The 12,489-nt window shown below is 69.0% G+C and carries 9 protein-coding genes; 7 read left to right on the top strand and 2 right to left on the bottom strand.

What is annotated here, in order from left to right:
• Positions 1-16: 16 nt before the first annotated feature.
• Positions 17-1,423 carry a nickel pincer cofactor biosynthesis protein LarC gene (gene larC / locus C472_RS00175; RefSeq protein ID WP_006627742.1) on the bottom strand — a complete coding sequence of 469 codons (1,407 nt, stop codon included), beginning with the start codon at positions 1,421-1,423 and terminating at the stop codon, positions 17-19.
• Between the two features lie 157 nt (positions 1,424-1,580).
• Between larC and C472_RS00180 the strand changes: the two genes are divergently transcribed.
• The 5 genes from C472_RS00180 (at position 1,581) to C472_RS00200 (ending at position 6,159) form a co-directional block, all read left to right on the top strand.
• On the top strand, positions 1,581-2,264 hold the full coding sequence (locus tag C472_RS00180; protein WP_006627743.1) for a histidine kinase N-terminal 7TM domain-containing protein: 684 nt from the start codon (positions 1,581-1,583) through the stop codon (positions 2,262-2,264).
• A 272-nt stretch (positions 2,265-2,536) separates the two neighbouring features.
• On the top strand, positions 2,537-4,759 hold the full coding sequence (locus C472_RS00185; protein ID WP_006627744.1) for a CDC48 family AAA ATPase: 2,223 nt from the start codon (positions 2,537-2,539) through the stop codon (positions 4,757-4,759).
• A 141-nt stretch (positions 4,760-4,900) separates the two neighbouring features.
• Positions 4,901-5,176, top strand: a complete 276-nt coding sequence (locus C472_RS00190; protein WP_006627745.1) for a hypothetical protein — start codon at positions 4,901-4,903, stop codon at positions 5,174-5,176.
• Positions 5,177-5,261: 85 nt separating this feature from the next.
• Positions 5,262-5,795 (top strand): DUF5815 family protein, encoded by a 534-nt coding sequence (locus C472_RS00195; protein WP_006627746.1) that lies wholly within the window; start codon positions 5,262-5,264, stop codon positions 5,793-5,795.
• A 139-nt stretch (positions 5,796-5,934) separates the two neighbouring features.
• Positions 5,935-6,159: a hypothetical protein gene (locus C472_RS00200; RefSeq protein ID WP_006627747.1), complete on the top strand. Its 225-nt coding sequence runs from the start codon at positions 5,935-5,937 to the stop codon at positions 6,157-6,159.
• A gap of 56 nt (positions 6,160-6,215) precedes the next feature.
• Here C472_RS00200 and C472_RS00205 read toward each other — a convergent pair whose 3' ends face one another.
• Complete coding sequence (locus C472_RS00205; RefSeq protein WP_006627748.1) at positions 6,216-7,226, bottom strand: hypothetical protein; 1,011 nt, start codon at positions 7,224-7,226, stop codon at positions 6,216-6,218.
• A gap of 282 nt (positions 7,227-7,508) precedes the next feature.
• Here C472_RS00205 and carB point away from each other — a divergent pair, with 282 nt between their 5' ends.
• Entirely contained in the window at positions 7,509-10,739 is a 3,231-nt protein-coding gene (gene carB / locus C472_RS00210; protein WP_006627749.1) for a carbamoyl-phosphate synthase large subunit, read from the top strand.
• Positions 10,740-10,957: 218 nt separating this feature from the next.
• A complete protein-coding gene (locus tag C472_RS00215) occupies positions 10,958-12,106 on the top strand; it encodes a signal peptidase I (protein ID WP_006627750.1) in 1,149 nt (382 codons plus the stop codon).
• Positions 12,107-12,489: the final 383 nt, after the last annotated feature.

A 12,489-nucleotide genomic window follows, 5' to 3' on the forward strand; every position in this document is an offset into this window, starting at 1 on the left:
TCCTCGTCCCGTCCCGCTACTTGTCGCTTAGTCGTTCCCGAACGGCGTTCTCGGCCCGCCGGAGCACCTCGCGGACCGGGAGGCCGGTCGCCTCCGCGACCGCGGCCGCGTCGTCGTACTCCCCGCTGAGGTCGTACACGTCGCCCTCCGTCGTCGAGGCGACCTTCACGGCCACCTCGTGGGTCTCGCCGTGGACGCGGAGCGTCGCCGTCTCGAACTCGCGCTCGGCGATCCAGCGGTGGCTCGCACCGGACTGGCGCACCCCGAGCGTACCGGTCTCGCGGGCGAGGCGCTCGGCGACCGCCGCCGCGTCGTCCGGCTTACAGATCACCTTCACGAGGTGCCCGGGCCGCGACTTCTTCATCGTCGTCGGAACGATCGTCACGTCCCGCGCGCCGGCGCGAGAGAGGGTTTCCTGAAGCCCGCCGAGGACCTCGGGGGCGGCGTCGTCGAGGTTCGTCTCCAAGACGGCGACGTCGTCGTGGACGAGCGCCTCTTCGGCCTCACCGCTCGCTTCGTCCGCTTCCCCTCCGTCACCGACGAGCGCGCGGAGGGCGTTCGGGTGTCGATCGAAGTCGGCGTCGCCGGCCCCGTAGCCCGCCCGCTCGACCGAGACGTCCGGCACCGCGTCGACGCCCTCGGCGACCGCGCCGAGGATCGCCGCGCCGGTCGGCGTCAGCAGTTCGCGGTCGATCGGGCCGCCGACGATCCGGAAGTCGGCGCGGGTCGCGATCTCCGTCGTCGCGGGTGCCGGGACGGGGTAGGTCCCGTGGCTCATCTCCACGGTGCCGCCGCCGGCGGCGACCGGGGTCGTGACCACGCGCTCCGGGTCGAGGTCGGCGAGGAGCAGCGCCGCGCCGACCACGTCGGCGATCGCGTCGTCCGCGCCCACCTCGTGGAAGTGCGTCTCGTCGAGGTCGGTGCCGTGGACCGACGCCTCCGCGCGCCCGAGCAGTTCGAAGGCGTCGAGGGCGGTCGACTCGACCGCTTCGGGGAGGGCCATCGACTCGACGAGGTCGACTACCTCCGAGTAACTGCGGTGGACGCCGGCCCCTTCGGCGTGTGTGTGGTCGTCAGCGTGGTCGTGGGAGTGGTCGTGAGAGTGACCGTCGGCGTGGTCGTGGGAGTGGTCGTCAGCGTGGTCGTGCGAGTGACCGTCGGCGTGGTCGTGTAAATGCCCCTCAGCGTCCCCGGATCCGTCTCCTCGCTCATCGCGGACGCCGTCGCCGCCGCCGTCGTCGACGAGCACGTCGACGGCCGTCGCCCGGATCCCGCTTTTCGTCGTCTCCCCGATCTCGTACCGGACCGGAAGCCGATCGCTCACGGGGCGGAGGACGTCGGGGTCGGCACCCGCCGCGATCAGCGCGGCGCAGATCATGTCGCCGGCGGCACCGGTCCGGCCGTCGAAGACGAGGGTTCGCATGGCGTACCGCAGGCCAGCCGGGGACAAATACCCCCTGATCGGCGGGGCCCGAACGCGCCCCGATCGGGGGTTCGTCAGGCCGCCGTCGGTCGACGTTGTCGGTCGAAGTTGTCGGTCGGATGAAAACCCATAATACGGCAGGTTGACACCGGTGGGTATGTCTCCCTCCACGGCCGGAACGGCCGGGGCTGCCCTCGGGGCGCTCGCCGCGCTCGTCGCCATCGGTCCCGGCCTCCGGACCGCGATCGCACACCGCGAGAGCGACAACGGCCTCTCGTTCGGCGTCCTCGCTATCGGGGTCGCCATCTGGGGCGGGACGGCGGCGTTCCGCCCGTTCTCTCCGGAGCCGATGGCGCAGGCGTACTTCTACCTCCTCTCGCTGATCGGGGCGTCGGTGGCCGCACTGGGGTGGTTCCTGTTCGCCAGCACGGCCCACAGCACGCCGGCGACGCTCGGTCACCCCGCGGTGTACGCGGGCGTCGCGCTCGTCGTCGGCGCGGACGTCGGACTGGTCGTCACGACGCCGGTCCACGGGCTGTACTGGGGCGGCATGGCCGAGACCGCGACCGCCTTCGGCACTAACCCCGTCGTCCCCACGCCCGCCTACTGGGCGCACACGCTGCTCGTCGCGGGACTGTTCGCGGCGGGCGTGTGGCTGTTCGCGCGGGCGCAGGGCTCTCGTCGCGACCGGCGATACGCCCGGGCGTACGCGACCTGCGCCGCCGTCGTCGCCGTCGGCGTCGTCGCGAGCAACGTCGCGGTGCCCGGGTCGGGATCGGTGACGCCCGTCGTCGCGTCCGGGCTCCTCGTCGTCGGCGTCGTTCAGGCCCGTTCGTCGTGAGCGCACCGGTGGCGTGAGCACATCCGCGCCGTGGGCCCACCCCGTCGTGAGCCCGGCCGCCACCCCGCCTCACCGCCCCCCTGCGGGTCGTAAAACGAAACGGCGAAAACGCACAGTTACGACGGGGTTTTAAGAGCGGAATCCGTACCGTGCTATATGATCACACAGGTTGTCGCCGCCGCGCGGCAGTCGGGACGGACCGGCGGTCCCGACACGGGCAACAGGCTTATTCCCGGACCGGGACCAGATACGACCATCCCCCGCGAGGAACCATGAACGAAGTTCAACTCGAAGTGGCGAAGGCGTACCCGAACGACTCGGGGCGCGGTATCGCCCGACTCGACCCCGACACGCTGTTACACCTGAAGCTCTCGCCCGGCGACATCATCGAGATCGAGGGCGCGGAGACCACCGCCGCGAAGGTCTGGCGCGCGGACCGGCAGGACTGGAACACCGACACCGTCCGGGTGGACGGGTTCACCCGACAGAACGCCGACGTCGGCATCGGCGAGCGCGTGACGATCCGGAAGGCGGAGGCCGAGAAGGCCGACAAACTCGTCTTGGCCCCGCCCGAGGAGGCGTCGGTCCAGTTCGGCTCCGACGCGGCCGGCATGGTGAAACGCCAGATCCTCAAGCGACCGGTCGTCGAGCGCGACATCGTCCCCGTGATGTCCTCGACCAACCACCCGTTCATGCGGTCGCCCGGACAGGCGATCCCGCTGATCGCGGTCGAGACGGAGCCCGACGGCGTCTGTCTCATCACCGAGGACACGGAGGTGGAACTCCGCGAGGAGCCGATCTCCGGGTTCGAGAAGACGGGCGGCGGCATCACCTACGAGGACATCGGCGGCCTCCAGTCGGAGATCCAGCGCGTCCGCGAGATGGTCGAACTGCCGATGAAACACCCGCAGATCTTCTCGAAGCTCGGCATCGAGCCGCCGCAGGGCGTCCTGCTCCACGGTCCGCCGGGCACCGGGAAGACGCTGCTGGCGAAGGCGGTCGCCAACGAGACGTCGGCGTCGTTCTTCTCGATCGCCGGGCCAGAGATCATCTCGAAGTACTACGGCGAGTCCGAACAGCAGCTCAGGGAGATATTCGAGGACGCGAAAGAGGAGTCGCCCTCGATCATCTTCATCGACGAGCTGGACTCGATCGCGCCGAAGCGCGAGGACGTGACCGGCGAGGTCGAACGCCGGGTCGTCGCCCAGCTGCTGACGATGATGGACGGGCTGGAGACGCGCGGGCAGGTGATCGTCATCGGTGCGACGAACCGCGTCGACAGCGTCGACCCCGCGCTCCGCCGCCCCGGGCGGTTCGACCGCGAGATCGAGATCGGCGTCCCCGACGAGGTGGGCCGCAAGGAGATCCTCCAGATCCACACCCGCGGGATGCCGCTCTCGGACGACGTGAGCTTGGACCACCTCGCCGACGAGACGCACGGGTTCGTCGGTGCGGACATCGAGAGCCTCACGAAGGAGGCCGCGATGAAGGCGCTGCGCCGGTACCTCCCGGAGATCGACTTAGACGAGGAGGAGGTGCCGCCGAGCCTCATCGACCGGATGATCGTCAAGCGCGACGACTTCTCGGGCGCGTTGAACGAGGTGGAACCGTCGGCGATGCGCGAGGTGCTCGTCGAGCTCCCGAAGATCTCGTGGGACGACGTGGGCGGCCTCAGCGAGGCCCAACAGCAGGTCCAGGAGTCGGTCGAGTGGCCGCTCACCTCGCCGGAGAAGTTCGACCGGATGGGCGTCAACGCTCCGAAGGGAGTGTTGCTGTACGGCCCGCCGGGCACCGGGAAGACGCTGATGGCGAAGGCCGTCGCCAACGAGACGAACGCGAACTTCATCTCGGTCAGAGGCCCGCAGCTGCTCTCGAAGTGGGTCGGCGAGTCGGAGAAGGCGATCCGACAGACCTTCCGGAAGGCCCGGCAGGTCAGTCCGACGATCATCTTCTTCGACGAGCTCGACAGCCTCGCGCCCGCTCGCGGGCAGGAGGCCGGGAACAACGTCTCCGAGCGCGTCGTCAACCAGCTCCTCACCGAGCTGGACGGGCTGGAGGACATGGGCGACGTGATGGTCATCGGCGCGACCAACCGACCGGACATGATCGACCCCGCGCTGCTGCGCTCGGGGCGGTTCGACCGGCTCGTGATGATCGGCCAGCCCGACCAGGAGGGCCGCGAGCAGATCCTCGACATCCACACGCAGGACACCCCGCTCGCGCCCGACGTGAGCCTCCGCGAGGTGGCCGAGATCACCGACGGGTACGTCGGCTCCGACCTCGAAGGGATCGCCCGCGAGGCCGCAATCGAGGCGCTGCGCGACGACGACGACGCCGAGGAGGTGGAGATGAAGCACTTCCGCCGCGCGATGGAGTCGGTGCGGCCGACGATAACCGACGACATCCTCGCGTACTACGACGAGGTCAAAGAGCAGTTCAAGGGCGGCGGCGGCGAGTCGCTCCGCGACACCGGCGGCCGGATCGGGTTCCAGTAGGCCGCGCGTCGCTCGGGGGGCCGAGCCGTTTCGACCCCGGGTCAGCGTCCCGGTCCCGCGCTGGCTTCCCGCTCCCACGCTCTCGCGCCCTTCCGCGCTGCCGACCGTTTTTGCGTCCGGGCCCCCTACCGAGAGCCGACTATGTCAGACGATGTCACCGTCGACGTGGAGGTCGAAGTGGAGGTCGACCGCGACGAACTGGAGATCGAACGCGACGACGCCGAGACGATCGAGGCGACCTACGAGGCGAACGGGATCGAGATCGAGGTCGAGGCCGAGGTGGAAACGCACGGCGGCGGGGACGAACCGGATGACGGAGAGACTCACGGCGGCGGCGATGTGGGCGGTGATGCCGAGGGCGATAACGGTGACGACGGAGCGAGCGACGAGGAGGGCGGCCACGAGGACTTCGAGTAGCTGGGCAGTCCGAGAGCGGCTCCGTCGGCGGCGACGCAGCGACGCGTTCCGCGCCTTTTAACCCCGCGAGCGGCCAAGGGAAGGTATGTCTCAGCCCCGCGTCCCCGGCGGCGACGAGAACGCGTTGGAGCTGCCCTGCGGGGAGACGATCGCCGTCGGCGAACTGGACCTTGGGATGCGCGAGTACGACTGCGACTGCGGCGAGGCCCACGCGGTCGTGATGGACGTTCACCCCCCCGAGCGGTTCCTCCCGGACTTTCTGGTCGACGTCCTCCGCGAGGCGATCGAGACGACCAGCGAGGAGATGCCGGAGTTCGACACGCCGCACCTCCTCGGCGTCGTCTTAGAGGAGTTCCCGGAAGCCGTCGTCTCCCACGACGCCAGCGAGAACGCGGACGTCGGGTACGCGATGGCGTGGGTGGCCGACTTCGACTCCCGTCGTCTCCACGAAGTCGTCGTCGAACTCGTGGTCGAACTGATGGAACACGCCGTGAGCCACGCCGACGACGACGAGGCGCTATCGGCGTTCGAACAGGAGATGGTCGAGTTCGACGTGAGCGAGTTCGTCGAGCAGTACCGCGCGGAACGGGACCTCGAGGCCGAGGACCCGTACGCCTGAACGGCCCCGGTCGCTTCGTCCGGCGACCTCGGGAGACGGCTGAAACGGTCGAATACGACCGCCTCAGCGTTCGTGTCAGACAGCCGTCCGACTCCTGTCTCACTGAACCCTATATGTTCGGAGACCGTACGTAAGACACATGAGTGCCGGCGAATACGACCGGTACGAGCGAATTCGCGGCGTGCTCGCCGAGGCCGAGGAGCCGCTGACGGCTCGGGAGATCCTCGCGCTCGTCGAGGAGTGCGACGACTGCGAGGCGATCGACAGCCCGCACCGCGTCGCCACGGTGCTGGGCCGCCGGGCCGAGCGCGGCGAGATCGAGGTCATCGCGGGCCAGCCGTACCGCTACCGACTCGAAACCTGAGTCGGCCCGGCGTCCGGAACGGTTTCGCCGCGCCGAGGGGTGAGTGTGCGGTCGTTCTACGGCGAGACGATCAGGTGGAACCGACAGGGCCCGTCCCGGTAGGCGACGACGACGTTTCTGAAGTCGACTCGGTCGCCGTACTCCCCTATCGGCCGGAGGTCGCGGGCGACGCCGAGCGCGTCGAGCGCGTCGACGAGCGCGTCCGAGGGCGGATCCCCCTCTTCGTACCGGCGCGGCTCCTCGGCGAGCGCGTCGTCTAACACCCCGCGAGCGGCGTCCGAGAGCCCGGCGTCGCCCAAGTCGCGTTCGACGATCGCCGAGCGAGCGTACTCGGTGAACTCGCTCCGCCCCTCCGCGATCTCGCTGAGCGCGTACGTCCACTCGGGGACCTCGACCGTCCGCCGCTCCGCGACCGGCCGAAAGTACTCGCCCTCGTACTCGACGAACGCGAACGGCGGCGACGGGACGAGCGCGCTGGCTTCCGCGTCGAGTTCGTGGTGGTACTCGACGGTCTGTCGCTCGTCGAACTCGGGCTCGCCGAGGAAGCCGTCGTTGCCCGCGTACACGGCGTCGAGCGCGGCGTCGAGGATACGTTCGTCTTGCGCCGAGAGGTCGAACGGCGGCCTCGCGACCGTCGCGTCGTCGGGCGGCGTCTCGTCGGTCCGCTCGACCGCGAAGTGCCACCGCTCCAGTTCGAGGCGTCGCTCCTCGGCGATCCGGACCTCGTGGAAGGTCCCGTCGCGTTCGAGGAACGTCGGTCGCGGGCGGGTCTGGGTCCCCCACTCGTCGCGGCCGACGAGCGGCCACTGTCTGACGGTCACGCTCCCGGTCTCGAACAGCGCCGAGAGGTACGACTCCTTCGTCTCGGTCGCGAAGTCGACGCGAGTCACGGCGTCGACGGCGGTCGGGTCCGGCCACAGGTACGGTCGACCGATCGACGAGAGGTCCAGTTCGTCGCCGACGAGCGCGTACGAGTCGAGGCTGCCGGGGCTCAGACACCCGGCCGTCGCGACGGTCGCGCCGGCGGCACCGAGCAGGTGGAGGGCACGGCGGCGGGAACAGGGCATGTCCGCCTCGAAGTCACCGGCTTTCCGATAAATTCCTTATGGTGAACGGCTCAGACGGCCGATCGGACGCTGTGCGGACGAGCGAGTCCGGCGTCTACAACCCGGTCCGGGGCCTACAAGCGAGTTCGGCGTCGGCGGTCGCGGCCCCGACCGCCTTACCTCAGATCGTGCGGCACGAGGGCAAGTCCCGTGAGACGAATTCACTTGCGAAAATCGCAAACTCGTTACGAGATTCGCACTCTACCGCCGACCTTATTACGATGAGCGTATTCCGTCCGCGTAATGAGCGAGGACCGGACGATTCTACTCATCGGCAGCGGACCGATACAGATCGGACAGGCGGCCGAGTTCGACTACTCCGGGGCGCAGGCGTGTCGCGCCCTTCAGGAGGAGGGCGCTCGCGTCGTCCTGGTGAACTCGAATCCGGCGACGATCATGACCGACCCGGAGACGGCCGACCGAGTGTACATCGAGCCGATCACGCCCGAGGCCATCGCGGAGGTCGTCCGGATCGAGGAGCCGGACGGCGTCATCGCCGGACTCGGCGGCCAGACCGGACTCAACGTCACCGCCGAGCTGGCCGAGGAGGGGATCTTAGAGGAGCACGACGTTGACGTGATGGGAACGCCGCTGGACACCATCTACGCGACGGAGGACCGCGACCTGTTCCGGCAGCGGATGGAGGGCCTCGGGCAGCCGGTGCCGAAGTCGACTACCATCTCCTTGGACGAGGACGAGTCCGTCACCGACTTCGACGAGGCGGCGTTCCGCGAGCGCGTCCAGTCGGCCGTCGACGACGTGGGCGGGCTCCCCGTCATCGCGCGGACGACGTACACGCTCGGCGGCTCCGGCTCCGGCGTCGTCGACGAGTTCGAGGAACTGGTCGAGCGGGTCCGCAAGGGGCTCCGCCTCTCGCGGAACAGCGAGGTGCTCATCACCGAGTCTATCGCGGGCTGGGTCGAGCTTGAGTACGAGGTGATGCGGGACGCCGACGACTCCTGTATCATCATCTGTAACATGGAGAACATCGACCCGATGGGGATCCACACCGGCGAGTCGACGGTCGTCACGCCCTCGCAGGTGATCCCCGACGACGGCCACCAAGAGATGCGCGACGCGGCGCTCGAAGTCATCCGCGACCTGGGCATTCAGGGCGGCTGTAACATCCAGTTCGCGTGGCACGACGACGGCACGCCCGGCGGCGAGTACCGCGTCGTCGAGGTGAACCCCCGCGTCTCCCGCTCCTCCGCGCTCGCCTCGAAGGCGACCGGCTACCCGATCGCCCGCGTCACCGCGAAGGTCGCGCTGGGCAAGCGGCTCCACGAGATCGAAAACGAGATCACCGGCGAGACGACCGCCGCCTTCGAGCCGGCCATCGACTACGTGGTGACGAAGGTGCCGCGGTGGCCCATCGACAAGTTCGACGACGTGGACTTCGAGCTGGGCACGGCGATGAAGTCCACCGGCGAGGCGATGTCGATCGGCCGGACGTTCGAGGAGAGCATGGTGAAGGCGCTCCGCTCCTCGGAGTACGACCCCGCCGTCGACTTCGAGGAGGTCTCCGACGCGGAGCTGGAGTCGGAGTACCTCGAACGCCCCAGCCCGGACCGGCCGTACGCGATGTTCGAGGCGTTCGACCGCGGCTACGAGGTCGACGACGTGATCGACCTCACCGGCATCCACCGCTGGTACGTCGAGCGCTTCGAGAAGATCGCCGCCGGGACCGCCGCGGCCGCCGAGGGCGACTTCACCGAGGCGGCGATGGTGGGCCGCACCGACGCCGAGATCGCGGCGACCGCGACCGCCGGCGGCGTCGACGCCGACGTGGGGCAGGTCGAGAGCGCGGTGCCCGACCGCACCTACAAGCAGGTCGACACCTGCGCCGGCGAGTTCGAGGCGTCCACGCCCTACTACTACTCCGCGCGGCTGCCGGAGTTCCTCCGGGGGGCCGACACCGCCGGCGCGGCGGACGAGGTCCGCGTCGACCCCGACGTCGAGAGCGTCGTGGTCGTCGGCGGCGGCCCGATCCGCATCGGACAGGGCGTCGAGTTCGACTACTGCGCGGTCCACGCGGTCCGCGCGCTCCGCGAGCTCGGCATCGACGCGCACGTGATCAACAACAACCCCGAGACGGTCTCGACCGACTACGACACCTCCGACGGACTCTTCTTCGAGCCCATCTCGGCCGAGGAGGTCGCCGACGTGATCGAGACGACCGGCGCGGACGGCGTGATGGTCCAGTTCGGCGGGCAGACCTCAGTCAACGTGGGCGAACCGCTTCAGGCCGAGATCGAGCGCCGCGGACTGGACTGCGAGATTCTGGGAACCAGCGTCGAGGCGATGGACCTCGCGGAGGACCGCGACCGGTTCAACGTCCTGATGGACGAGCTCGGCGTCGCCCAGCCCGACGGCGGCACCGCCACGAGCGAGGCGGAGGCGCTCGAACTCGCCCACGACATCGGCTATCCCGTCTTGGTGCGCCCCTCGTACGTCCTTGGCGGGCGCGCGATGCGGGTCGTCGAGGACGACGCGGAGTTAGAGGAGTACATCGAGGAGGCGGTCCGGGTCTCGCCCGACAAGCCCATCCTCGTCGACCAGTTCCTCGACGACGCGGTCGAACTGGACGTCGACGCCGTCGCGGACGGCGAGGACGTCCTGCTCGGCGGCGTGATGGAACACGTCGAGAGCGCGGGCGTCCACTCGGGCGACTCCGCCTGTATGATCCCGCCGCGCTCGCTCGGCGACGAGACGCTCGGCCGCGTGCGCGAGGTGACGGAGGACATCGCCCGCGCGCTCGACACGGTCGGCCTGCTCAACGTCCAACTCGCGGTGACCGGCGTCGACGACCCCGACGCCGACAGCGAGGTGTACGTGTTGGAGGCGAACCCGCGCTCCTCGCGGACGGTCCCGTTCGTCTCGAAGGCGACGGGCGTCCCCATCGCCAAGCTGGCGGCGAAGGTGATGACCGACGACCTCACGCTCGCCGACCTTGACGTCGACGAGCAGATCCCGGAGCACCGCTCCGTGAAGGAGGTCGTCCTCCCGTTCGACCGCCTGCCGGGATCGGACCCGCGGCTCGGCCCGGAGATGAAGTCGACGGGCGAGGTGATGGGCACGGCCACCTCCTTCGGCAAGGCGTACGACAAGGCGCAGGACTCGACGGGCAAGCCGATCCCCGAGTCCGGCACCGCCGTCGTCGACCTCTCGGCGGAGGAGTTCCCCGACCCGGGCACCGAGGCGGGAGAGGCACTCGTCAGCGGCTACGCTGAGCACTTCGAACTGAGCGAGGCGACGGACCTGATCGAAGCGGCCAAGCGCGGCGACCTCGACCTGATCGTCTCGCGTCAGCGCGACCTGCTCGAAGTGGCGGTCGAAGAGGAGATCACCTACTTCTCGACGCACGCCTCCGCCAAGGCGGCGCTGGAGGCGCTCGATCACGCGGGCGACGACCTCGACGTGATGGCGGTCTCCGACCGCCCGAAGCGCGTCGCGGACTGGGGTGCTGGGGAGTAGCCGGCGCGACACTCGCGGCTCGGCCGGCGTCGGAGGCGGAGTCGACAAAGAGGCCCCGCAACCGAGCGACCGTTCCTGTCGCTCCATCCTCGCGGCCGCGTTACGCACCTGCGGCCTGTTGCTCCGACCGTGTTCGCGACCAACGCGGAGGCTGCGATCGGGCGGCGACGGGTCGAGATCTTCGGTGATTTAAGCCTCGATACCGAAGTGTGGAACACATGTCACGGGAGACGGCAAGGGACGCGTTCGCCGTCGTCTCCGTGCTCGTCGTTGTCGGCATCGTGGCCGGTCAACTCGCCGGGCAACCGGTCTTTCTCGGGTACGTCACCTCCGGCAGCATGGAGCCGACCCTGGAGGCCGGCGACGGGTTCGTCGCCGTGCCGGCGGCGGTGTCGGGACCCGTCGACGAGGGCGACGTCGTCGTCTTCGAGGCAATTGAGCTTCAGGGCGGCGGGCTCACGACTCACCGGGTCGTCGGTGAGACCGCCAGAGGCTACGTCACGAGGGGAGACAACAACCCGTTCCGGGATCAGGAGGGTGACGAGCCGGTGGTGACGGAGGACCGGATCGTCGCGACCGCGCTGCAACTGAACGGACAGGTGGTTCGGATCCCGGGACTCGGGAGCGGGATCGAGGCCGTTCGGAACGCGGCCGAAAACGCGGAAACCACCGCCGCAGAGTCGCTCGGGTTCGACGCCACGGTGGGATCGCGGGGGATCAGCGGTCTGTTCGTCTCGCTCGGGCTGGCGTTACTGCTGGTCGTGTTCGTCGACGACCTGCGGAGTAGCCGCCGGCGGAACCGCACACGTGACCGTTCGCGAGCGGACGGGGAGGTCGGCGGGCGTCGGATCGTGCTGGCGCTCGCGCTGTTGATACTCCTGCCCGCCAACGCCGCGATGATCGCGTCGACCGGAACACAGCAGGTGACGATCGACGAGGACGCGACGTCCGTGGAGACCGAGTCGGGTGAGATGGCGGAGGCCAACCTGATGGCCGAGAACGACGGCCTCATCGCGATGCTCGTCATCCTCGAGACGAGCCATCCGGAGGCGGATATCTCGCCGAACGAGTTGGCCGTTCCTCGCGGCGAATCGGCGACGGCGACGATGACGGTGACCGCCCCGGCTCCCGGAGAACAAACGGTGGTTTCGATGTCGGAGCACCGGTACTTCCTCGTGGCCCCGCCGTCGCTGATCGCCCGACTCCACTCGATCCATCCGCTCGCTTCTGTCGCGGCGTTCAATCTCTTGGGACTCGGAACTATCGCCACGATCGTCGGTGCGATCTTCGGATTCGGCAACAGGCGAGTTCGGGAACGTCGCCGCGACGTCTCGCTCGCTCGATGGATCAAGCGACTTATCCGGTAACGAACGGGTTCGCTCGACGCTATCCGGGCGACGGTCGAACGTCTCCGGTTCTGCCCTCTCCGTGCCTCATATCGGACGCAGTCTGTCGGTTTCAGGACGTCGCACAGACTGAACCCCCCGCCGCGGACCGCGGCCCTAACTCAGGAGCAATAGCTTATTATTCCGGCTAACTAACATCTAGGAGTGATGAGGTCCCGCGACGCGGAGGCTCGTCAGCCGCGTGATACGCAGCCGATACTCGGATCCGGCGCGTTCGAGTCGCAACGCCGTCGACGCGGCGTGCGTCCTCTCGCTCGCGGTTCGGCTCCGCTGGGCCGCGCCACCCACCCGCGCGGAACGTCACCAACTGGGGGGTCGTATGGGTCGTAAGTGGACTCGACGGA

The organism is Halorubrum tebenquichense DSM 14210 (assembly GCF_000337415.1).
Taxonomy (GTDB): Archaea; Halobacteriota; Halobacteria; order Halobacteriales; family Haloferacaceae; genus Halorubrum; species Halorubrum tebenquichense.